We start from the raw sequence: 21,744 nt of genomic DNA on the forward strand, positions 1-21,744 counted from the left end.
GACTCAAAGGATTCATTGGACTAATCGTGGGTCGATTCCTAGCGTTGAAGACATGAGAACAACGAACGTGAACGAGCAACAGATTTCCACCACGGTCCTGGTCATCGGCACCGGCGGATCGGGCCTGCGGGCGGCCATCGAGCTGGCCGAGATGGGGGTGGACGTGCTCGCCCTGGGCAAGCGACCACGCGACGACGCCCACACCTCGCTCGCCGCCGGAGGCATCAATGCCGCCCTTGGCACCATGGACAAGGACGACAGCTGGCAACAGCACGCAGCCGACACCATCAAGGAAAGCTACTTCCTGGCCAACCCGCACACCGTGGAGATCGTCGCCCGCGGTGCCGCGCAGGGAATCGGCGACCTGGAACGCTACGGCATGGGTTTCGCACGGGAAGAGGACGGGCGCATCTCGCAGCGCTTCTTCGGTGCGCACACCTTCCGCCGCACCGCTTTTGCCGGCGACTATACGGGGCTGGAAATCCAGCGCAGCCTGGTGAACCGGGCCGAACAATTAAAGATCCCGATCCTTGACTCGGTGTACGTCACCCGGCTTCTGGTGCGCGACAACCAGGTCTTTGGCGCCTACGGCTTCGATATCAACACCGGGAAGCGCTACCTCATCCATGCCGACTCTGTCATCCTTGCCGCCGGAGGCCATACCCGCATCTGGCGGCGCACCTCCTCGCGCCGGGACGAGAACACTGGCGACGCCTTCCGCCTGGCCGTGGACGCCGGCGCCCGGTTGCGCGACCCCGAGCTGGTGCAGTTCCACCCCTCGGGCATCATCGAACCGGAAAGCGCCGCCGGCACGCTGATCTCCGAGGCCGCCCGCGGCGAGGGGGGCATCCTGCGCAATGCGCTGGGGGAGCGGTTCATGGAACGCTATGACCCGGTGCGCAAGGAACTCTCCACCCGGGACCGCGTGGCGTTGGCCGCCTATACCGAAATCAAGGAAGGCCGCGGCACCAAGAACGGCGGTGTCTGGCTCGACGTGTCGCACTTGCCCCGCGAAACCATCATGGAGCGCCTGCCGCGCGTCTACCAGACCATGATGGAAGTGCAGATGCTCGACATCACCTCCGAACCCATCGAGATCGCCCCCACCGCGCACTACTCCATGGGCGGGGTCTGGGTGCGCCCGGAGGATCACAGCACCGACGTCGACGGGCTTTACGCCATCGGAGAGGCCTCCAGCGGCCTCCACGGGGCCAACCGGCTGGGTGGCAATTCCCTGATCGAGCTGTTGGTCTTCGGACGCATCGTTGCGAGGGCCGCGGCCAAGTACTCGGCTTCCCTCGACTCCCAGCCTCGTTCGGCCGGCGCCATCGCCGGCGCCCGGGCGGAGATCGATGACCTGCTTGCGGCAGGCGGGACGGAAAACGTCCGTGAGCTGCAGCGCGCCATCCGGAACATGATGACCGACCATGCGGGCGTGGTGCGCGACGAGGAAGGCCTGTTGGCCGGCCTGGCGAAGCTGGACTCGATCGAAGAGCGCATGGAGGCCGTGGGGATCCACCCCGACATTGCCGGCTACCAAGACCTGGCCCACGCATTCGACCTGAAGGGATCCGCGCTGGCCGCCCGGGCCACCCTCGAGGCGGCACTTGAGCGCCGGGAGACCCGTGGCTGCCACAACCGCAGCGACTACCCCCAGATGGACGATTCCCTGCGGGTCAACTTGGTGTGGTCGCCCTCCGCCGGAATCGTTCGCGAGGAAATCCCCGAGGTTTCGGAGGAAATCGCCCGGCTTGTCCAGGACGTTTCGAGCGTCGGAAAGCTCGTGGAGTAGCGGGATGGGCGGTGTTGCCTGTCGACTGGGCCGCTGTTTCCCGCGGAGGGGAAGACGGTCCGGGCCCCGGGCATTTCGCGGTGGCTAGTGCTGTTCCGCCGGATCGGCCACGGGCTTGACGCGGAAGGTGATGACGGCGAACAGGACTGCGGCCAGGCCCGCTCCCAATGCGAAGACGAGGAAGTTCGAGTTGACGCCGAGCCCGGAGGCGAGCAGCAGTCCGCCAACCTGCGGGGCGGCGACGGCGCCGATGCGGCCCATCCCCATCGCCCAGCCCAGCGCGGTGCCGCGCAGACGCTCCGGGTAGTGGTTGGCGACGGCGGCGATCAGCAGCGCCGCCGTGCCGTGGGTGCCCACGCCGGCGAGGATCAACATCGCGTAGACGACGCCGACCGGGGGAGTGGTCATGATGACGGCCAGGCCGATCCCTGCCACCAGGGCCGCGGCGGCCGCGGCGGGGGCGGCGCCAAAGCGGTCTCCGGCCCAGGCCGTGACGACGGAGCCGGCCACGGCGCCCAGGTTCAGTGCCAGCGCGAAGGTCAGGGCGGACCCCAGGTCGTACCCGGCCTGTTCCATCAGGCTGGGCAGCCAGGTGCCCAGACCGTACCAAGCGAAGAGGATGGCCAGCGAAGCCACCGCGAAAAGCACCGAGGCACGGGCATAGGGAGCGCGGAGCAGTTGGCCGAAACCGGAACCGCGGCGCGCGCCCGGCCCGCTCCGGTGCTTGAAGGAGAGGGTTTCGGGCAGGTAGCGGAAGGCCATCGGCACCACCACGACCAGCGCGATGACGGCAACCAGGAACATCGCTTCCCAGCCGAAGGCCGGGATGACCCAGATGCCGGTGACGGCGGCGATCGAACCGCCGATGGGCACACCCGACATCATCAATGTGGCCATGGTCGAGCGCCAGCGGTCCGGCACCAGTTCGGCCACCATGGCGTTGGCGGAGGGAACGAGGCCACCCAGGCCGATTCCGGCCAGCAGGCGGAGGGCGCCGAAGACCAAGGGGTTCGGTGCGAAGGCGCACAGGATGGTGAGGGTGGAGAAGAGGATCGAGCAGGCCAGGATGGTCCGTCGCCGACCCAGCACGTCGGCCAACCGCCCGGCCCCGAGCGCACCGATCATCATGCCCACGAACGCCAGCGAGCCGATGGTGCCCATGGTCGTCGGGGTCAGGCCCCAGTCATCGATCGCCAGCAGGGAGGACTGTACGGTGCCGTACACGATGAGGTCGTACCCGTCGAAAACCACCAGCAGCCAACAGGTCACAATGGCCAGCACGGCCTTGCGGTTTGAGATGTTCTTGGGCTTTGACGGCTGCGCCGAATCGCCGATGTTCTGTCCGGTAGAACCCTCAACGGCGCTCGCTGTGGAAAAAGTCATAGGTACAAGTGTTGCCGGTCTCAGTATGGGGGAACGTATAATTCTGTAGTGCAGAAATTACGGGTAAGCCGCAAGATCCCCCGCTACCCCATCGAGGCGGTCGACAACGCCCTGAAGCTCATTGAGCTGTTGCGAGACCACGGTTCCGTCCGGCTCAAGGACGCGGCCGCCGAGCTCGGCGTCTCGCCCTCCACTGCCCACCGACTGCTGGCCATGCTCATCTATCGCGGCTTTGCCGAACGCGCGAGGGGCCGCGGTTACGTTCCCGGTCCCGCGCTCGGGGCCGGACCGGCCGGACACGGCAGGGTCAGCGAGCTGCGTGCCCTGGCGCAGCCGCTGCTGGAGGACCTGGCGGCCACGGTGAGGGAAACCGTGAACCTGATGGTACGTGTGGGCGGGGAAGTCCGCTTCCTATCGACCATCGAGGGTTCCCGGCCGGTGCGCGTCGGCGACCGCCAGGGGACAGTGCTGCCCGCCCATCGTGCCTCGGCCGGAAAAGCCATGCTGGCCCGGCTCGCCCCGAACGAGCTCGAGCAGCTCTACTGCGGGGAAACGGCCACCGCGCGCAGACTCAGTGAAGCTGACTATGCCGCACTGGTGCGCGAACTCGGATTTGTCCGGGAACGCGGGTTCGCCGCCAACTTCGAAGGGACCGAAGAGGGGGTCAGTGCATTGGGGATGGCCATAACAAACGCCGACGGCGAGGTGGTCTGCGGCATCAGCGTGGCCATCCCGCAATCCCGTTTCCGGGAGGTGTTCGACGCGGGCCTGCTCGGGGAGACAGCGCGCACCGCCAAACTGCTGGAAGAGCGGCTGAGCGAGGTCGCCGGGGGCGCCGGGTTGGACCGAGACCAGCCGTAATTGGCGCGGATCAGTCGGTGGTCCGGCACGCCTCCGCGATGGGTTCTTGCTTCGACCATGCCGGCTCGTGCCTTCTCGGCGCGACGGTCCTAGGCATCTGCCACGATGATGACGTCCAGCTGGCGCGGGCCGTGCACGCCCTCGACTCGCTCGAGCTCGATGTCGCTGGTGGCGCTCGGACCGGAGATCCAGGTCAGCGGGCGGGTGATGTCCATGCGCGGGAGCGCCTCGGGCAGCAGGCGCACAATGCTGGAGACCGGGACCACGCACACGTGGTGGTCGGGCACCAGGGAAATCGCGCGGCGGCCCTGGTCGCCGCTGCCGTCCAGCACGATGGTGCCGGACTCGGGGATCGATACGGCGGAGGGCGTCGGTGCGCAACCCATGGGCGGCCAACCGCACGCGGCCCGACGCTGTCCGACAGGCCCTAACAGGTACTTTCGGATTGTCACAGCCCGTGCCCAGCCATCGAACAGTCCTGGCATATCGATGTCGCACATCGTTGGAAGGGAGCCGGCGAAGAATGCCGGACCGCCGATTGGTACCGCTCCGGGCGGCCACTGAAGGGAACACTCATGGCAACGAAGAAGACAATGGCGCTGGGTACATCCGCCGCTGCCCTGGCCCTGGTTACCGGGCTGGGTCTGGCGGGGGTCGCCTCCGCGGCCGACTCGTCGGGCACCGCTTCCGCCACGACCACCGACACCACGCAGTCAGCACCTTCCGAACGCGGTGGGCACGGCGGCCACCGCGGCGGGGGCGGGGAAATGGCCTCCGGCCTGGCCGAGAAGCTGGGCGTCGATGAAAGCAAGCTCAGCGACGCACTGGACACGTTCAGGGAGGCCAACAAGCCGACCGAGCGCACCGAGGGCGCCGAGCAGCCCGAACGTTCCCAGCGGGATGGGGCACTTGCCAAGTCCTTGGCGGAGTCGTTGGGCATCGAGGAATCCAAGGTCACCACGGCGCTGGAGGAACTCCATGCGGCTGGCCAAACCGAACGGGCCGCTGCGTTGAAGTCGAAGCTGGATACGGCTGTCGGCGAGGGGACCCTCACTCAGGCCGAGGCCGACGCGGTCACCAAGGCCATCGAGAAGGGAGTGATCGGCGGCCACTAGCCTGAGTTCCTGCCCTGACAACAGCCAAGAGGTGGCCCCCGAACCGTGGGGGGCCACCTCTTGGCGGCTCGGGTATCCGTAGGTGTCGGGGTCGCGGATTTTCAGCGGTTGTTTTCGTCCCCCTGCGCCGGTGCCGGCCATCGCGGAACGGCTCCCGGTATCCGGAGTTTAGAGGCCCTTGACTATGATGACGTCCAGCTGGCGCGGGCCGTGTACGCCCTCGACGCGCTCGAGCTCGATGTCGCTGGTGGCGCTGGGACCGGAGATCCAGGTCAGTGGGCGGGTGATGTCCATGCGCGGGAGCGCCTCGGGCAGCAGGCGCACAATGCTGGATACCGGGACCACGCACACGTGGTGGTCGGGCACCAGGGAAATCGCGCGGCGGCCCTGGTCGCCGCTGCCGTCCAGCACGATGGTTCCGGACTCGGCAATGGACACTGCCGAGGAAGTGAGCACCGCACCGGTGTTATCCAGCTCGGTCACGCTCAGCACGGCGCCGGGGGCGTCGATGCGGCGGCGCGAGTCGTTGGCCAGTGCTGCATCCGCCAGCCAGGCCTCGGCGATGCCGTACGGGACCACGTAGCTTGTGGCATCTTTCAGGCGTTCGGCAATCGTTGCCGAGAGTTCAGCGGATTCCACGACATCCACGTGGGCCTTGTAGTCCTCGAGCCTGTCGACCAGCAGCTCGATGAGCTCAGCCTCCGGCATGTCCGAGGCCATGCGGTACTCGCGGGGGACCGGGCCGGGGGCCGGGGCATCGCGCAGGGCCGAGGTGATGCGGGAGAGGATTTCTTCCTTGGCGCTCATCGTTTTACTTCTTCCTGCTCATTGACGGGTGCAACCGGCTCGTGGTCCTTCTTCCACCAGTCGCGGAAGGACTGCGACGGGGGAGCGGGGATGTCGCGGGATTGCGTCCAGCCGGCGGCGATTCCGGGAAGGCGCTTGATCTTCTTGTCGCGTCCGGCCGCGAGCTTGCCCAGCGGCAAGCCCTTTTCCAGCAGGCCCAGGTGCTTGCCCGAAGAGAATGCCCATGACCCGCCCTTCATCATCAGATCCATTTGTGAGGGAAGCTTCTTTTCCCCGCGCTTGGAGTCCACGTCTTCCCCGCGCAGGTGCACGAGGATTTCCGGGATGTTGATCTTCACCGGGCAGGCGTCATAGCAGGCGCCACACAGTGTAGAAGCGTAGGGGAGTGTGCTGTTTTCCTCGGACTTGATGCCGGTGAGCAGCGGGGTGAGGATTGCGCCGATCGGGCCAGGGTAGGTGGAGCCGTAGGCGTGGCCGCCGGTGCGCTCGTAGACCGGGCACACGTTCATGCAGGCCGAGCAGCGGATGCAGTTCAGTGCAGTGCGTCCGTACTTGTCGGCCAACGCAGCGGTGCGTCCGTTGTCCAGCAGTACCAGGTGCACGTTCTGCGGTCCGTCGCCCTCGGTGACTCCTGTCCACAGCGAGGTGTAAGGGTTCATCCGCTCTCCGGTGGAGGACCGCGGCAGCAGCTGCATGAAGACCTCGAGGTCGTCCTTGGTGGGCAGCAGCTTCTCGATTCCCATCACGGTGATCAGGGTTTCGGGAAGGGTGAGGCACATCCGGCCGTTGCCCTCGGATTCGACCACAGCCAAGGTTCCGGAATCTGCAAGCGCAAAGTTGGCGCCGGAAATGGCGACCTTGGCCGAGAGGAACTTGCGGCGCAGGTGCTCGCGGGCGGCCATGGCCAGCAGGCGCGGTTCGTCGGTGAGGTTGGGGTCCACGTTCGGCATCTCCTTGAGGAAGATGTCGCGCACCTCGGTGCGGTTCTTGTGGATGGCCGGGACCAGGATGTGGCTGGGTTTGTCGTGGCCCAGCTGGACGATCAGTTCGGCCAGGTCGGTCTCGAGGGCCGAGATGCCCTGTTCCTCGAGGTACTCATTGAGCCCGATTTCCTGGGTGGCCATGGACTTGACCTTGACGACCTCGGTCGTGCCTTGTTCCTTGATCAGGTCGGCAACGATTTGGTTGGCCTCGTGGGCGTCGCGGGCCCAGTGGATGACGCCGCCGCGTGCGGTGAAGTTCGTTTCGAACTCCTGAAGCAGCGCGGGCAGATTGGCCATGACCAGGTTTTTGGTGGCCGAGCCGGCATCGCGCAGTTCCTCCCAGTCGGGAAGTTCTGCCACAACCTTCAGGCGCTTGTCGCGAATGGTGTGGGTGGCGTGGCGCAGGTTGGCGCGCATCTGGGTCTTGCCCAATTCCCGGTGCGCGGCGGCCGGGAAAGGTTCCTCGATGTGGAGGTTGCCGTCGCCGAAGACCGGAAGGGTAGGCATACCCATGAAGACGTTGCTCATCGCACGCCCGCCTTTCCTACGCGGATTTCGCCGGTCACCGAGACCGGCTCGTCGATGGTGCTGGCCAGGATCTCGGCAAAGTGCATGGTCGTCGCATCCGACTTGGAGCGCGAGAGTCCGCCGCCGATGTGCATGAGGCAGGAGGCATCTCCGCCGACGCACAGCGAGGCGCCGGTCGACTCGATGTTCCTGGCCTTGTCCTGAAGCATGGCGGAGGAAACATCCGCGTTCTTCAGGGAGAAAGTGCCGCCGAAGCCGCAGCATTGGTCGGCCTCGGGCAGGTCCGCGACCTCGATGCCGCCCACGGACTTGAGCAGGTCCAGCTGCCGGTCGCCCAGTTTCAGCGAGCGCATGCCGTGGCAGGAGGGGTGATAGGTCACCTTGTGCGGGAAGTGCGATCCGAGCTGTTCGGCGGCGTTTCTCACACCCAGGACATCGACCAGCAGCTGGGAAAGTTCATAGGTCTTGGCGCCCACTTCCTCGACCCGGGCCTTCAACGCTGCGTCGCCACAGCGTTCGGCAAGGACGGGGTGCTGGTGCTTGACGGAGGCGACGCAGGATCCAGACGGCGCAACGGCCACGTCGTAGGTCTCCGCCTCGAAGGCCTTCACGTGGTTGGTGACCACGGGGAGTGCCTCGTCCATGTAGCCGGAGTTGATGTGCATCTGGCCGCAGCATGCCTGTCCGGAGGGGAAGACCACCTCGTGGCCCAGCCGTTCGAGGATCTTGACCGTGGCGCGTGCAGTCTGCGGGTACATGGCGTCAACGATGCAGGTGGCGAAAAGTGCGATTTTCATTCAGTGATCCTTCCGGCGTATTCAGCCGAGGAATTGATGTGGTCTGACCATACTAGGACGTGATCGGGCCCACGTCCACCCGGACGACGATGCAAAAAGTTCTTTGTGACCCCACTCACCACGGGGCCGGGTTTTGGGTTATGCTGGTGTGGTCCGACCATAGTGGTCCGACCACGGATGTCTACCGGCGTCCATCAAGACCCCCCCCTTATCCGCGCTCCACTCCCACCGCGAAGGACGCCCAGTGGACACCTTTACACCCACCACCGATCCGCTGGCCGGAAGCATTGCGCTTTCCGCCATCATTTCCCTGCTGCCCCTGCTGACGTTCTTCGTCATGCTGGCGGTCGTCAAGGCCAAGGCGTACGTCTCCGGTCTGACCTCATTGCTGGTTGCCATCCTGGTCGCAATCTTTGTCTTCAAGATGCCCGTGGGCATGGCCTTGATGTCGGGGGTGCTGGGCGCGGTCTTCGGTGCCTTCCCGGTGGTCTGGATCGTCATCATGGCAATCTGGCTCTACCAAGTCACCGTCGTCTCGGGCCGGTTCGAGGACCTGCGTCGCGTCTTTGACGTGATCGGAGGCGGCGATATCCGCATCCAGTCCATCCTGATCGCCTTCTGCTTCGGCGGCCTGCTTGAGGCGCTGGCGGGCTTCGGCGCACCGGTGGCCATCACCGCGACGATGCTGCTGGCCCTCGGCATGGCCCCGCTGCGCGCAGCCGCCGCGGTGCTGGTAGCCAATACCGCCCCGGTGGCCTTCGGAGCCGTGGCCATCCCCATCACCACCGCCGCCGGCCTGACCGGACTGGACGCCAACCACATCGGCGCCGTCGTCGGCCACCAGGCTCCGCTGCTGGCGATCTTCGTGCCGACCCTGCTGCTGTTCATCCTTGACGGTAAGCGCGGCGTCAAGGAAGTCTGGCCCGCGGCCCTGGTCATTGGCGGTTCCTTTGCCGTGGCCCAGTTCCTCTGTGCCACCTACTTCTCCTACGAACTCACCGACATCGTCGCCTCGCTCGCCGGGTTGGGTGCAGCCGTGATCTTCCTGCGGTTCTGGACCCCGAAGGGCCGCGACGAAGCACGTGCCCGCGTTCTGGTGGGCGAAGCCGCCCAGGGCGCACAGCATGCGGGCAAGGGCGGCAAAGCCGACACAGGATCGGGTACCGCATATCGCGGGCACGAGCAGAAGCTGGAGGCCGGCCCCACCTTCCTGGCACTCTTCCCCTACCTTTTGGTCATTGTCATCTTCGGCGTTGCCAAGCTCTGGAAGCTGGGCGTGAACGTCCCCGGAGCCCTGGCCTCCACCGACGTGAAGATCAAGTGGCCAATGCTCTACGGCCACGTGCTCGACGGCGAGGGCAACCCCGTTTCCTCGACGATCTACAACTTCCAGTGGCTTTCGAACCCCGGGACCCTGCTGCTCTTCACCGGCCTGATTGTTGCCATTGTCTACTCGCTCAACGATGCAGGCGGCAAGTACAAGATCAAGGTCTCCGACGCGGTCCTGGAAATCGGGCGCACCATCTACAACATGCGCTGGGCGGCGACCACGATCCTTTCGGTCCTGGCCCTGGCCTACGTCATGAACCTGTCGGGCCAGACCATCACCATCGGCACCTGGCTGGCTGGAACCGGCGCGTTCTTCGCCTTCCTATCCCCGATCCTGGGCTGGATCGGCACGGCAGTCACCGGGTCCGACACCTCGGCCAACGCACTGTTCGCAAAACTGCAGCAGACCGCCGGCATCAACGCCGGGATCGACCCGAACCTGCTGGTCGCAGCCAACACCTCGGGCGGCGTGGTGGGCAAGCTGATTTCCCCGCAGAACCTGGCCATTGCCGCCACCGCCGTGGGCATGGAAGGCAAGGAATCGGTCATCCTGAAGAAGGTTGCCGGCTGGTCCGTGGGCATGTTGCTGGTGCTGTGCGTGCTCGTGTACCTGCAGTCCACGCCGATCCTGGGCTGGATGCTGCCGACCCCGTAGCGCCACCCCCTTACACGGCAAAGCAACGAAGAAGATGCATGGGGCCGGGGTCTGGGACGGAAATCCCCGGCCCCGACTCGTTGACGGTGGCCAATCAATTGCCGGAACCGTGGGAAAATGAAGCCGTGACCAGCAAAGAACGCACATCGCAGCCAGTCCGTGCCTACGAGACGGTCTTGGGCAGCATCGAGGCCGACCTGAGGGCCGGGAAGATCAAGATCGGTGACCAATTGCCGGGCGAACGATCCCTTGCCGAAACCCACGGGATCTCCCGGGCATCGGTCAGGGACGCCATCCGCATTCTCGATGCCATGGGCATGGTCCGCACGTCCACCGGGTCCGGGCCCAACTCGGGCGCCGTCGTCATCTCCGAACCGGCGATAGGACTCTCGGCGACCCTGCGGCTGCACGTCGCATCGCGCCAGCTTCCGGTCGCCGACATCGTCGAATCCCGCATCCTGCTCGAAACGTGGGCAGCCGAGTCAGCTGACCTGACCAGCAATCCCGAGCGCAGCGAGGAAGTGTTGCGGCGTGCCGGCGAACTGCTTCAGGCCATGGACGAGCCGGGGCTCGACCGCGAGGAATTCCATGACCTCGACTCCCAATTCCATGTGCTGTTGTCATCGCTGGCCGGAAACGCCGTCATTGAAGCCATGATGGAGTCGCTGCGCCTGTCGATCAGTGACTATGTCAGCGAATCGGTGACCAGCGATGCGGCCTGGCAGAAGATCGCCGAGGTCCTTCGCACCCAACACCACGGAATCCACAAGGCTGTGTCGGACGCCAACGGATCGTTGGCGTCCAAGCTCCTGCGCGAACACATCGAGTGGTTCTACACGGAATCCCGGCAGCTCTGAGCTTCGTCCGTACGGTTAGAGCTTGATGACCATCTTGCCGGTGTTGGCGCCGCGCATGAGGTCCAGGAATCCGTCCACCGCGTTGCCCAGGCCCTCGACGATGGTTTCGTCGAAGACGATCTTCCCCTGGGTGATCCAGTCGGACATGTCGGCCATGAATGCCGGGTAATGTTCGGCATAGTTCCCTACGGTGAACCCCTTGAGGTTTAGTCCACGAGTGACCATGTTGCTCATGTTTCGCGGACCCACCGGGGCCTCCGTCGAGTTGTAGACGGAGATGGCTCCGCACAAGGCGCCGCGGCCGCCCGGGTTCAGGGCATCCAATGCCGCCTCCAGGTGTTCCCCGCCCACATTGTCGAAGTACACGTCGATGCCTTCCGGCGCCGCTTCGTGCAACTGCCCGCGGACAGGCCCATCCTTGTAGTTGAAGGCGGCGTCGTAGCCGTACTTTTCGGTCAACAGCTCAACCTTCGCAGCGCTTCCGGCGGACCCGACGACACGCTTGGCTCCCTTGAGTCGCGCGATTTGACCTGCTGCGCTGCCCACGGCACCCGCTGCACCAGAAATGAACACGGTTTCGCCGTCCTTGAGCCCGGCGATTTCGAGCAATCCCACATACGCCGTGAATGCCGTCATGCCCAGAATCCCGAGGTAGGTCGACAGTGGCAGACCATCAACGTCGCGCACCACGCGGAAATGACTGGCTTCTCCCTGGGCCACATCGCGCCACCCAAGCTGGTGGAGGACAGGGTCCCCAATCTTGAATCCCTCGGCGCGGGATTCGACCACGCGGCCTACGGCTCCACCTGTCATGACTTGGTTGAGGGCATATGGTGCCGCATAGGACTTGGCATCGTTCATGCGACCTCGCATGTAGGGATCGACGGAAATGAATTCGTTGGCCACCCGGATCTCGCCCGCGGCGAGTTCAGGAATTTCCACCGTCACGATGGAGAAGTTCGAGTCCGTTGGCCATCCGGTGGGACGGCTGGCCAAATGAATCTGCGTGCTGGTGGTAGCTGACATAAGGTCGAGGCTCCGTTTCAGGGGGGAATTTGGGGGGAGTTAGCGGGTAAAGGCAATCAAGCCAAAAATGATGGCCAGGGCGGGCGCAGAGAGCTGGAGGAACGCTGCGCGAGCAAGTTTGGGCGAGGAAAAGAGCAGAACCAAGCCCGCTGCCACCATCGAGCCGGTGCCGGCGAAGATCAGTGTCGCTCCGACCGTGGTGGAAGACGCAAGTACGAGGGCCAGGCCCACAACCGTCATGACGGCCAGGAACAAGTTGTAGAACCCTTGGTTGAAGGCCAGTGGCTTGGTCGCACTTGCCTCGGCGTCCGTTTTGACCCCAAAGGCCCTGCGGGTGGATGGGAGGTCCCAGCGCAGGGATTCGAGTACAAAGATATACACATGGATCGCAGCGGCAAGGCCGGCGAAAATCAAGGTTGTCAGCAGCATCTGGTGTGCCCCTAGGTCGAAAGAGTGATTGTGTAACGCTCGTTCCAATATATACTGGAACGACCGTTACACAAAACAGGGGGATTCGGGTCTCATGGCCAGAACGCAGGAATTCGACACCAGCAAGGCGCTCAGCGATGCTCGCCGCGTCTTTTGGGACAAAGGATTCGATGCCACATCGATCGCTGACCTGGAATCGGCTACGGGTCTGGGACGTTCAAGCATTTATCACGGCTTTGGCTCCAAGCGAGGTCTTTTTGATGCAGTGATCCAGGACTACATGGATACGATTCTGCGACCTCGCCTGAACCTGTTGCACAGCCCAACGCGCCCAGCCGAGGGTATTTCGATCTACTTGAAGTCGTTGTCCGATGCCTTGGGGAAGACCGCGGACCAGACCACGAACCGTGGATGCCTGCTGCTGAACACAGCGGCGGGCATCGCGGGAAACGATGAGGCGCTGAGGCTCCTGATCGATGGATATCAGATCGAGTTGCGGGATGGCGTTGCCGGCGCCCTACGCGCAACTGACCCCATGCAAGCCGAATCGAGGGTTCTTGCCCGTGCCCGAATTGTCGCCGGTCTGACCATGAGTGCCCTGCTCATGGCGCGGCTGAATCTGGCTGAGGCGCTGGCCACCCTCGAAGCGGCCGGGGAGCAAGTGCGCCAGTGGTTTCCTGTGGGATCGCCAGTTCGTTAGGCCGCGGTTCGCGGAATCAGTGCCGCTGGAAGCTCGCCAATTGGGGCACCCAATTGAGTGCTCGGTACCCAGCCTGATGCCCCGCGAAAAAAGCAGATGGGCGTTGGTTTCGACAGCACCTCAGATTGGTACTTTCGCCTCTTGCAAAAGCCTGAACGCGTGTTTAGCATCTTAAACATGCGTATAGACGGCGAGGATTTCACCACGAGATCCAAGATCCGAGACGCGGCCATCGAGCTCTTTGGCCGCAACGGGTTCGCGCAAACCACGATCCGCGATATCGCCTCCGCCGCCCACATCAGCCCTGGGCTGGTCATTCACCATTTCGCTTCGAAGGCGGGCCTTCGGGAAGCCTGCGACAGACATGTCCTTGGCATCAGCTCGCAATTAACCGTTGAAAAGGCTGATGTCGACTCCCTGCAGAAAATGATGGGTGAATACCTCAGCAAGCCCGATACGTACATCGCGGAGACTGCCTACATCCGCCAAGCCATCATGGATGACTCGGCCTTGGGGGATGCATTCTTTGGTGCGCTTGTCGGCATGACCGAGGACATGCTCGTTGCCGGCATCAAAAACGGGAGCATTCGGGATCTCGAGGACCGTCGCGCGACGGCAGTCGTGCTGGCCAGCAACTCCATGGGCATGTTGGTGCTCGGCCGACATGTGGCGCGAAGCTTCGGGCACGATGAATTTGGAGTCGGCACAATAAACCGCATCGGCGTCCCCACGGTGGACCTCTACACGCATCCGTTGTATACGGACGAACGCTTTCTGAATGCAGCAAGGGTCGCTTTTGAAGCCTTCGAAAAATCCAGGGAGCGATAGTGGAACGTGCCATTGAAATCACGGGTCTCAGCAAGAAATTCGGTGTCAACGAGGTGCTGCACGGTATCGACTTCAATGTGCCGAAAGGCAGCATCTTTGGCGTCATCGGGCCCAACGGCGCAGGCAAGACCACGATCATGCGGTGCTTGCTTGACGTCATCCGCCCCAGTTCAGGGGCACTCAAGGTCCTTGGGCAGAATCCTACCCAGGGCGGTCCCGCATTGCGGCGTCGGATCGGGTATCTGCCCGGGGAACTGATTCTGGAAAGCCGCACCACGGGACGCCGGATCCTGGAACACTTCGCGGCGATCAGCGGACCGGTCAAACCGGGGATGGTGGAGTCATTGGCTGAACGCCTGGACCTCGATTTGGACAACCAGGCCCGGCGGCTCTCCAAGGGAAACAAACAAAAGCTTGGACTTGTCCAAGCTTTCATGCACGAGCCGGAACTCTTGGTGCTCGATGAACCCACCAGTGGCCTGGATCCGCTGATGCAACAGGAATTCTTGACTCTCATTCGTGAGGCCCAGGACAACGGCCAAACGGTGTTCCTGTCCTCGCATGTGCTCAGCCAAATCCAGCAGGCGGCTGATGAGGTGGCGATCCTGCGCGAAGGCTCGATCGTCACTCTCTCCACGGTTGACAACTTGCGCGAAAGCGCCATTCGCCACGTGCGTGTGCTCTTTCCAGGTGATGACCTACAAGGCGCACGTGCCAGCTGCGCCGGGGTTCCCGGGATCCACAACCTCGAAGTCCGCCAAGCGCATGACGGAAGCTACGGCGCAGTCATCGAGGCACGGGCCCGCATCGAGGGTTCCGTCGAACCGCTGGTTCACGTACTGGCCAGCACCAAGATCCTCGATCTGGTGATTGAGGAACCCGACCTGGAGGAAGCCGTGCTGAAAATGTACTCGGCGGAACCGGCGGCCAAAACTCCTGCACGACGTGAAGGAAGACGATGAAACCCCAAAGTTTCCCCTTGCTGCGGAAGTCGCTGACGGAGTCATGGCGTGCCACCCTGGGCTGGTCGCTTGGTCTGCTCGCGGTCATGTTGATGTACCTGCCGTTGTACCCCAGCATTGGCGGAAGCGCGCAGATGAGCGACCTGGTGGCGGCCTTGCCCCAGGAAATGATCAAGGCGCTGAACTATGACCAGATTTCCTCCGGCCCCGGCTACGCCCAGGCGACGTTCTTTGGGCTCACCGGATTCCTGCTCATGTCCATCGCAGCCATTGCCTGGGGAGCCAGCGCAATCGGGGGAGACGAGGAAGCGGGTCTTCTGGAACTCACACTTGCCCACGGGGCGACCCGCACCCAAGTGGTGCTGGAGCGAGCAGCAGCGTTGGCTATCAGAATTTTGCTACTCGCGGCGTTGGTGCTTGTCGTAGTTCAGGTGCTAAACGGTCCCGCGCAATTGGGAATTGACACTCCAAGGGTTTTCGCAGGCGTCCTCATGTTTGCGCTCTTGGCACTGTTGAGTGGAACGGGTGCCTTGGCCGCTGGCTCCCTAACCGGGCGCAAGGTCTTTGGCATTGCCGCTGGCACCGCGATTGCCGTGATTGGCTACGTTTTCAACGCGTTGGGAAACCAGAGCCAAGACCTGCAGTGGCTCCACAACTTTTCCCCTTATTATTGGGCCTACGGCCAATCACCCCTGCTGAACGGGGTTCCCTGGGCGGCTGTTGCAGGTTTGGGTGGGCTGAGCCTTCTGTTCATCGTCATTAGTGTGTTGGCCCTACGGTAACGCGACGTTGGCACGTCCTGATGGCCCGCCGAAGGTCTGGGTCTCGCGACCGCAACTGTCCGTGCGTGGAATACGGCAGGGAAGCCCGCAATTTCCGTAATGGTGCCCTGATGTGGGTAATCGTTCCCGCTCCGTAGGCTCCCGAAAGAACTTGCCCAGTACGCTGTGAGCATGTCCAAGAACGAAAACGCGGCAGCTCACAACGATAATTCGCCACCGGTGCCACGGTCGGCGTCCCGTGGATTGATGGTTCTGTCGCTGCTTGCCGTGATCTTGGTCGGGCTGAACCTGCGTGCGGGCATCACCAGTGCCTCGCCGCTCTTTCTCGACCTGCAGGAATTCCTGGGCTACGGCCCGTTCGTCACGGCGCTGCTGCCCTCAATCCCCACCTTGGTTTTTGCCGTTGCCGGAATGGCGACGGTCTGGCTGTCCCGGAGGCTTGGCCTGTCCGGAACGATTCTGCTGGCCCTGTGCGTGCTTGCGGCCGGGCTGGCATTCAGGGCGTTGCCGACCACCTGGGCTTTGCTGGCCGGAACGGTGGCTGCCATGTGCGGAATCGCGCTGTGCAACGTGGCCATGCCTTCGTTCATCCGCGAGAACTTTGCGGAGAAGACATCGATGATGACCGGGATGTACACGATCACCATGTCGGTGGGCGCCACCGCAGCCTCGGCATTGAGCGTCCCCCTGGCGCTGGCCGCCGGTTCGCCCACTCTGGGACTTGCCACCTGGAGCTTCCTGGCGCTCGCCGCGGTGCTTGCGTTCCTGCCGTTCATGGTCATGGCCCGCTCCGACAGCGCTTCCGCGTCAACGCGTTCGGGCGTCAGCCCGCTCGCGCTCATCCGCACCCGGCGCGGGATGGTCATTACCGGACTCTTCTCCGTCCAGGCGCTCATGGCCTACGCCATAATGAGCTGGCTGCCGAGTGTCCTGATTTCGCGGTCCATGTCGCCGGCGGATGCCGGGATCATCCTCGGGGTGCTGCAGGCGGTGACGATCCCTGCAACCATGCTTTCCCTGTGGCTCGTCAACAAGCACGGCATGCTGCGCGGGGCCTTCATCATGTGTTCAGTCATGGTTGCCACCGGGCTGGCGGGCCTTGTGTGGCTGCCGCTGTCGTTGGCGTGGCTGTGTGCGGTGGCCATGGGCGTCGGGTTCTCCGTGTTCCCCCTGGTGCTGCTGGTGATCTCCTACAGCGGGGACACCTCCGAGGAAACTACCGCGATGAGCACCTTGGCCCAGTCGGTCGGGTACCTGGTGGCCACCAGCGGGCCGTTCGGCATGGGCCTTTTATACGCGGTCAGCGGTGACTGGACCCTGCCATTGCTGCTGCTGATTCTGGTTGCCGGAATCCAGCTCTGGCTTGGTGTCGTGGCAAGCGGCTATCGCCGGGGAACCCCGCAGCGCGTGCTGTAGGTTCCCCGGCGGGCCGCCGACAGGGCTATGCCTTGGAGGCGATCTCGTCTTCGACGTCCTGGGGCGCAACCAGATCCATCTCCAGCAGCGGCACGACCTTCGACTTGGTGACAAACCGGTGGACGAGCCACAAGCCCAGGAAGATCGGCAGTCCGATGTAGGAGGAGAGTACCTCCATGCCGCGCCCGGCAACCACCGCCTCGTAGTTTTGCCCGGCAATCACCAGGATCAGCACGGCGAAGGCCAGCAGCGGCCCGATCGGGAAGAACGACGCCCGGTAGGGCAGGTCGCTGACCTTGTTGCCCTGGGCCAGGAACCCGCGCCTGAACCGGTAGTGCGAGATGGCGATCCCGGCCCAGACGATAAAGCCACACAGGCCCGAGACGTTCAGCAGCCAGGCGTAGGCGGCACCCTGGCCGACGATGGCGGACAGGAATCCAAAGAGTCCCACCGCGGCGGTGGCCAGCAGCGCCGGAATGGGGACGCCGCGCGAGTTGGTGCGGCCAAAGATCTTGGGGGCCTTGCCGTCGTGGGCCATGGAGTAAAGCATGCGGGTCGAGGCATACAGTCCGGAATTGCCCGCCGAAAGGATTGCGGTGAGGATGACCGCGTTCATGAGCGAGGCTGCAAAGGCGATGCCTGCGCGCTCAAAGACCAGGGTGAACGGGGAGGAAGCCACGTCGGCTTCGCCGGAGGCCAGCAGGCTCGGGTCTGCGAAGGGGATCAGGCAACCGATGATGAAGATGGCACCGATGTAGAAGATCATGATGCGCCAAAAGACGTTGCGGATTGCCCGGGGCACTTCGCGTCGGGGATTCTTTGCCTCGCCGGCGGCCACGCCAACCAACTCGGTGCCCTGGAAGGAGAATCCGGCGATCATGAAGACGGAGATGATCGAAACCCAACCACCATGGAAGACATCCTCGCGGTCCTGCCAGTTGCTGAGCCCGGGGGAACTGTCCCCGAGGATGCCGACGATCATGAGCACGCCGGCGATCAGGAACAGCACCACGGCGGCGACCTTGATCAGCGAGAGCCAGAACTCGCTTTCGCCGAAGGCCTTGGCCGAGAGCGCATTGAGTCCGGTCAACACGACCAGGAATATTCCGGCCCAGATCCAGCCGGGAACGCCGGGCAGCCAGAAGTCCATGATGATCCCGGCGGCGACCAGCTCCGCAGCCACGGTGATGGCCCAGTTGAACCAGTAGTTCCAGCCGATCGCGAACCCGAAGGAGGGGGAGACAAAGCGTGTGGCGAAGGTCTGGAAGGAACCGGCCACGGGGATCTTGGCCGCCATCTCGCCCAGGGACTGCATCAGCAGGAACACCATCAAGCCAACCAGCGCGTAGGCGACCAGCGCGCCGCCGGGGCCCGCCTGGGAAATCGTGCCGCCCGAGGCGACGAAGAGCCCCGTGCCAATCGCGCCGCCGATGGCGATCATCTGCAGGTGTCGGCTGCTTAGCCCGCGCTTGAGTTCGTTGTCCGGCTTATGGGGGTCGATGCCGGTCCCGACCGTTTTGGCGGTTCCGGGCTGTGCCACGGATTCGGGTTCAAGTTCTACGGAAGTTGTGCTCATGGGTGTCATGCAACACCACCCAGGGGTGTTGATGCGAGCTGGCTCACAATTGCGGTGCGGCGGTCCATCTGGCCCCGATGTCGCGCCGGCGCTTCACTACCCTTGCCGTCCGGGGTAAAGATGGTCCGACATGGTGCTTCCGAGGGCGGCCGACCATAACGCAGGACACTATGTGGCGCGAATCCGGTGTCGTGAGCCGTAGACATTTGAATGAATGACCTTATTCTTGCATGTCCCAAGACACAGCGTTTCTGATGCACGGATGGCTTCCAGCTTGATGGGCTAACAGGATCAAGACCATGCCGCAGTCGTTGATCCGGGGTCGACTTGACCCCTGGGTGTCGGATCGAGCCGCAGTTTGATGGCTCCAGATCCCAAAACGACACTGCCCATTATGACGTGAAATTGTCATAAAGACTGAATCCGGGCCATGTGGGATGCATCTTCGACGGGCTTGGGCAGCGACGGCCCGCGATCGGTGCGATGCGTCCCATGGGCAGTGGATAGCGGGTTTGGTCTTCTCCCGCGGCCCCGCGTTCCTGGGACTCGAATGAAGTCCGAGAGGGTTAATCGCAACATGAAACAGCGACCTTCCACCTTTGAGGCGGAAGGTCGCTGTTGATGTGCCGATTACTGGGCTGTTTGAGCCCGTCCCAAGGGGGCCGGGTCCACCATCGAGTGGGCCCGGAAATACTCGATGGCCGCCACCAGATCGATCTGGCCGGAATCTGCCACGTTGCTGCCCTGGGTGAAGGCGGAGAAGTTGTCTCCGCCCGCGGCCAGGAACGAGTTGGTGACTATGCGGAATACCGCGTCGTCGGCGATCGGCTCGCCCTGGTATCTCAACGACAGGATGTGCTCGCCGCGCGCAGCGTTCGGGTCATAGGTGTGGCCGAAGCCCTCGGAGATCCCCAGATGGAGCTTGGGGCGGCTGGACCCGTCCGGTTGCCACTGCTCCTCGAGCACCGACTTGATCTGGGCGCCGTTCAGGTCCATGGTGAACAGCGTGTTGCCAAACGGCTGGACCGAAGCGGCATCCTTGTACGTGACGGTCCCATCGGTCCCGAAGTGCAGGTCCGCGCGCAGGCCGCCGGGATTCATGAAGGCGATCTGCGCGGGAATGCCGCCGAACGTGTCGTTGGACGTGGCCCACTGGTGCATGTCGGCCACCAGGTTGCCCAGCGAGGACTCGACGCCTCGGTCGGAGCCTTCGGTTCCGCCGCGGGTGATGTCTGCGCTGATGGCCCCGATTTCCTGGGCCACGACGACCTCGGCCTGGGCGGTTGCTGCCGCGACGATTTCGGCGACCTTCGGCACCGCCTCGAAGCGGGGAACCACCTCCCCGTCGTTGGCGTTGGTGGTCAGCGACACCAGCTGCGCCTCGAGTCCGACGACCTGCTTGTGCTTCTTGGAGACGGTGACCGTCAGGCTGTCCAGCGTGGTGCCGTATTGGTGGGCCTGCAGCACGGGGCGCTGGAGGTCCTTGGCCCAGCCCTCAACCGGGTAGGAACAGGAATAGCCCGCATGGGTGTGCCCCGAAAGGATTGCGTCGATTTCCGGTGATGCGCCGCGGACCAGCTCCCCGTAGGAGGTGTCCTCGGATCCGATGGCGGAGCAATTGCTGCTCGAGGAGCCCTCATGGGTCAGCAGCACCAACACATCGGCTTCGCCGTTGGACTGCTTCCCGTCGCTCAGTTGCGATGCCACCCGGTTGGCCGCCTCTAGCTGGTTTCCGAAATCGAGCCCCGATACGCCGGCAGGTGTGACCAATGTGCCGGTTTGGTCGGTGACGGTGCCGATGATGCCGACGGTGACGCCGTTGAGGTTCCTGAGGGCGTATTCCTTCAGTGCAGGGCTCTTGGTTCCCTTCTCATAGACGTTGGCTCCCAGGGCGTAGTCGGCTCCGACCGCCGCGTCGCCGGCGCCGTAGCGCGGGATCACGCGGTCAACCAGGTCGTTGAAGCCGTGGTCGAATTCGTGATTGCCCACCGCGGAGACGTCCAGCCCGGCGGCGACCAGTGCGTCGATGGTGGGGTTGTCCTGTTGCGAGAAGGACGTGAACGTGGAGGCGCCGATGTTGTCTCCCGCCGAGACGAAGAGCGTGTTGCGGTTCCGGTCCTTGTAGTCCTTGACGGCGCCTGCCAGAACCGCGGCCCCGGCCTCGGCATCGTTGGCCTCGATGCGGCCGTGGAAGTCGTTGATGCCCACCAGCTCGATGGTCGTGGTGGGTGCGTTGTCCGGCTTCTTGGCCTGGACCTGCGAGTTCGGGTCGGCGGACAGGGCCTGCGCCGGGGCCGCGATGGCAGTTGAAGCCAGGAGCATGAATGCTGCGGCGGCGATCAATGCGTTGCGCCGCAAGGGAAGTTTCTCGGACACGTTGGTTCTTCTCCCTCAAGAAAGGTGACGAGTTGGTGTGGTCCCATCCATGTGGCCCGGCGGGACACATGCGGCTGATCCTACCCAGCGGTAATGCGGAGTCCAAGGGTTGTTGGGGTGCGGATATCCCTGCGGGAGGCCCGGGACTCGCCGGGTCTGCGGGCTATTTGTGGCACCATGAAGCCATGACCAATCACGACGAGGATAGGGCCCCTGAGCTGGAATCCTTTGAAAAGCTCCACAAGGACGGCAGCCCGTGGGCGCGCGGGTTCACCCTGGATGGGGAATTTCACGGCGACTGGGAGTGGTTCAGGATCGACGGTACCATCATGCGTTCAGGCCGCCTGGATCGCGGCCGCCAGGTGGGAATTTGGACGACCTACGACAAGTCCGGGATCCCTTACAAGGACACCGACTACGGCGAGTAGGGGAATGCTGTGTGGCCAGGGGCATGCTCGACGGCGACACCACCCACCCACTCTAGATGCGATGCGTTCTCAATAGCAAACCGAGACCGCGCACTCCGACCTTTGTTGTGAATG

General features: G+C 63.8%; 19 protein-coding genes and 1 pseudogene. 11 read left to right on the forward strand and 9 right to left on the reverse strand.

What is annotated here, in order from left to right; translation table 11 throughout:
• Positions 1–52: 52 nt before the first annotated feature.
• A complete protein-coding gene (locus tag ACLQ7E_RS04755; protein WP_411731411.1) occupies positions 53–1,792 on the forward strand; it encodes an L-aspartate oxidase in 1,740 nt (579 codons plus the stop codon).
• Between the two features lie 84 nt (positions 1,793–1,876).
• On the opposite strand, the gene ACLQ7E_RS04760 is transcribed toward ACLQ7E_RS04755, so the two are convergent.
• Entirely contained in the window at positions 1,877–3,175 is a 1,299-nt protein-coding gene (locus tag ACLQ7E_RS04760; RefSeq protein ID WP_411731412.1) for an MFS transporter, read from the reverse strand.
• Positions 3,176–3,223: 48 nt separating this feature from the next.
• Here ACLQ7E_RS04760 and ACLQ7E_RS04765 point away from each other — a divergent pair, with 48 nt between their 5' ends.
• Complete coding sequence (locus ACLQ7E_RS04765; protein WP_411731413.1) at positions 3,224–4,036, forward strand: IclR family transcriptional regulator; 813 nt, start codon at positions 3,224–3,226, stop codon at positions 4,034–4,036.
• An 89-nt stretch (positions 4,037–4,125) separates the two neighbouring features.
• On the opposite strand, the pseudogene ACLQ7E_RS04770 reads toward ACLQ7E_RS04765, so the two are convergent.
• Positions 4,126–4,407 (reverse strand): annotated as a pseudogene (locus ACLQ7E_RS04770) (LutC/YkgG family protein); the annotation flags it as partial.
• A 204-nt stretch (positions 4,408–4,611) separates the two neighbouring features.
• Between ACLQ7E_RS04770 and ACLQ7E_RS04775 the strand changes: the two are divergent.
• Positions 4,612–5,151 carry a hypothetical protein gene (locus ACLQ7E_RS04775; RefSeq protein ID WP_411731414.1) on the forward strand — a complete coding sequence of 180 codons (540 nt, stop codon included), beginning with the start codon at positions 4,612–4,614 and terminating at the stop codon, positions 5,149–5,151.
• A gap of 168 nt (positions 5,152–5,319) precedes the next feature.
• Here the strand turns inward: ACLQ7E_RS04775 and ACLQ7E_RS04780 are convergent, their stop codons facing one another.
• The 3 genes from ACLQ7E_RS04780 to ACLQ7E_RS04790 are packed head-to-tail and all read right to left on the reverse strand — an operon-like array spanning position 5,320 to position 8,266.
• Positions 5,320–5,958, reverse strand: a complete 639-nt coding sequence (locus tag ACLQ7E_RS04780; RefSeq protein WP_411731415.1) for a LutC/YkgG family protein — start codon at positions 5,956–5,958, stop codon at positions 5,320–5,322.
• Positions 5,955–7,469, reverse strand: a complete 1,515-nt coding sequence (locus ACLQ7E_RS04785; protein ID WP_411731416.1) for a LutB/LldF family L-lactate oxidation iron-sulfur protein — start codon at positions 7,467–7,469, stop codon at positions 5,955–5,957. The genes ACLQ7E_RS04780 and ACLQ7E_RS04785 overlap by 4 nt, the downstream gene beginning before the upstream one ends.
• Positions 7,466–8,266 carry a (Fe-S)-binding protein gene (locus tag ACLQ7E_RS04790; RefSeq protein ID WP_411731417.1) on the reverse strand — a complete coding sequence of 267 codons (801 nt, stop codon included), beginning with the start codon at positions 8,264–8,266 and terminating at the stop codon, positions 7,466–7,468. Before ACLQ7E_RS04790 ends, ACLQ7E_RS04785 begins: the two co-directional genes overlap by 4 nt.
• A gap of 244 nt (positions 8,267–8,510) precedes the next feature.
• Between ACLQ7E_RS04790 and ACLQ7E_RS04795 the strand changes: the two genes are divergently transcribed.
• Positions 8,511–10,250, forward strand: a complete 1,740-nt coding sequence (locus tag ACLQ7E_RS04795; protein ID WP_411731418.1) for an L-lactate permease — start codon at positions 8,511–8,513, stop codon at positions 10,248–10,250.
• Positions 10,251–10,375: 125 nt separating this feature from the next.
• Positions 10,376–11,107: a FadR/GntR family transcriptional regulator gene (locus ACLQ7E_RS04800; protein WP_411731419.1), complete on the forward strand. Its 732-nt coding sequence runs from the start codon at positions 10,376–10,378 to the stop codon at positions 11,105–11,107.
• 15 nt (positions 11,108–11,122) lie between these two features.
• Here ACLQ7E_RS04800 and ACLQ7E_RS04805 read toward each other — a convergent pair whose 3' ends face one another.
• Both ACLQ7E_RS04805 and ACLQ7E_RS04810 read right to left on the reverse strand, forming a co-directional pair.
• Positions 11,123–12,133 (reverse strand): NADP-dependent oxidoreductase, encoded by a 1,011-nt coding sequence (locus ACLQ7E_RS04805; RefSeq protein WP_411731420.1) that lies wholly within the window; start codon positions 12,131–12,133, stop codon positions 11,123–11,125.
• A 39-nt stretch (positions 12,134–12,172) separates the two neighbouring features.
• Positions 12,173–12,562 (reverse strand): DUF1304 domain-containing protein, encoded by a 390-nt coding sequence (locus ACLQ7E_RS04810; protein WP_411731421.1) that lies wholly within the window; start codon positions 12,560–12,562, stop codon positions 12,173–12,175.
• Positions 12,563–12,656: 94 nt separating this feature from the next.
• On the opposite strand from ACLQ7E_RS04810, the gene ACLQ7E_RS04815 reads away from it, so the two are divergent.
• The 5 genes from ACLQ7E_RS04815 (at position 12,657) to ACLQ7E_RS04835 (ending at position 17,250) form a co-directional block, all read left to right on the forward strand.
• Positions 12,657–13,262: a TetR/AcrR family transcriptional regulator gene (locus ACLQ7E_RS04815; protein WP_411731422.1), complete on the forward strand. Its 606-nt coding sequence runs from the start codon at positions 12,657–12,659 to the stop codon at positions 13,260–13,262.
• A gap of 57 nt (positions 13,263–13,319) precedes the next feature.
• Positions 13,320–14,090 carry a TetR/AcrR family transcriptional regulator gene (locus ACLQ7E_RS04820; protein ID WP_411731423.1) on the forward strand — a complete coding sequence of 257 codons (771 nt, stop codon included), beginning with the start codon at positions 13,320–13,322 and terminating at the stop codon, positions 14,088–14,090.
• The gene (locus ACLQ7E_RS04825; protein ID WP_411731424.1) at positions 14,090–15,052 is read left to right on the forward strand and encodes an ABC transporter ATP-binding protein; all 963 of its coding nucleotides are present in this window, start codon (positions 14,090–14,092) and stop codon (positions 15,050–15,052) included. Before ACLQ7E_RS04820 ends, ACLQ7E_RS04825 begins: the two co-directional genes overlap by 1 nt.
• Entirely contained in the window at positions 15,049–15,834 is a 786-nt protein-coding gene (locus ACLQ7E_RS04830) for an ABC transporter permease subunit (RefSeq protein ID WP_411731425.1), read from the forward strand. Before ACLQ7E_RS04825 ends, ACLQ7E_RS04830 begins: the two co-directional genes overlap by 4 nt.
• A gap of 246 nt (positions 15,835–16,080) precedes the next feature.
• Positions 16,081–17,250, forward strand: coding sequence for an MFS transporter (locus ACLQ7E_RS04835; protein ID WP_411731426.1), 1,170 nt, complete (start codon positions 16,081–16,083; stop codon positions 17,248–17,250).
• Positions 17,251–17,275: 25 nt separating this feature from the next.
• Here ACLQ7E_RS04835 and ACLQ7E_RS04840 read toward each other — a convergent pair whose 3' ends face one another.
• Complete coding sequence (locus ACLQ7E_RS04840; RefSeq protein WP_411731427.1) at positions 17,276–18,826, reverse strand: amino acid permease; 1,551 nt, start codon at positions 18,824–18,826, stop codon at positions 17,276–17,278.
• 630 nt (positions 18,827–19,456) lie between these two features.
• Positions 19,457–21,202, reverse strand: coding sequence for a bifunctional metallophosphatase/5'-nucleotidase (locus ACLQ7E_RS04845; protein WP_411731429.1), 1,746 nt, complete (start codon positions 21,200–21,202; stop codon positions 19,457–19,459).
• 185 nt (positions 21,203–21,387) lie between these two features.
• Here ACLQ7E_RS04845 and ACLQ7E_RS04850 point away from each other — a divergent pair, with 185 nt between their 5' ends.
• Positions 21,388–21,630 (forward strand): hypothetical protein, encoded by a 243-nt coding sequence (locus tag ACLQ7E_RS04850; protein ID WP_411731430.1) that lies wholly within the window; start codon positions 21,388–21,390, stop codon positions 21,628–21,630.
• Positions 21,631–21,744 lie beyond the last annotated feature (114 nt).

It is taken from the genome of Paeniglutamicibacter sp. (genome assembly GCF_046714615.1).
Classification (GTDB): domain Bacteria; phylum Actinomycetota; class Actinomycetes; order Actinomycetales; family Micrococcaceae; genus Paeniglutamicibacter.

Bases quoted from the DNA above. Each gene is read 5' to 3' on its own strand.
- ACLQ7E_RS04755 (WP_411731411.1), top strand. From the start codon at position 53: ATGAGAACAACGAACGTGAACGAGCAACAGATTTCCACCACGGTCCTG.
- ACLQ7E_RS04760 (WP_411731412.1), bottom strand. From the start codon at position 3,175: ATGACTTTTTCCACAGCGAGCGCCGTTGAGGGTTCTACCGGACAGAAC.
- ACLQ7E_RS04775 (WP_411731414.1), top strand. From the start codon at position 4,612: ATGGCAACGAAGAAGACAATGGCGCTGGGTACATCCGCCGCTGCCCTG.
- ACLQ7E_RS04780 (WP_411731415.1), bottom strand. From the start codon at position 5,958: ATGAGCGCCAAGGAAGAAATCCTCTCCCGCATCACCTCGGCCCTGCGC.
- ACLQ7E_RS04785 (WP_411731416.1), bottom strand. From the start codon at position 7,469: ATGAGCAACGTCTTCATGGGTATGCCTACCCTTCCGGTCTTCGGCGAC.
- ACLQ7E_RS04790 (WP_411731417.1), bottom strand. From the start codon at position 8,266: ATGAAAATCGCACTTTTCGCCACCTGCATCGTTGACGCCATGTACCCG.
- ACLQ7E_RS04805 (WP_411731420.1), bottom strand. From the start codon at position 12,133: ATGTCAGCTACCACCAGCACGCAGATTCATTTGGCCAGCCGTCCCACC.
- ACLQ7E_RS04810 (WP_411731421.1), bottom strand. From the start codon at position 12,562: ATGCTGCTGACAACCTTGATTTTCGCCGGCCTTGCCGCTGCGATCCAT.
- ACLQ7E_RS04815 (WP_411731422.1), top strand. From the start codon at position 12,657: ATGGCCAGAACGCAGGAATTCGACACCAGCAAGGCGCTCAGCGATGCT.
- ACLQ7E_RS04830 (WP_411731425.1), top strand. From the start codon at position 15,049: ATGAAACCCCAAAGTTTCCCCTTGCTGCGGAAGTCGCTGACGGAGTCA.
- ACLQ7E_RS04835 (WP_411731426.1), top strand. From the start codon at position 16,081: ATGGTTCTGTCGCTGCTTGCCGTGATCTTGGTCGGGCTGAACCTGCGT.
- ACLQ7E_RS04840 (WP_411731427.1), bottom strand. From the start codon at position 18,826: ATGAGCACAACTTCCGTAGAACTTGAACCCGAATCCGTGGCACAGCCC.
- ACLQ7E_RS04850 (WP_411731430.1), top strand. From the start codon at position 21,388: ATGACCAATCACGACGAGGATAGGGCCCCTGAGCTGGAATCCTTTGAA.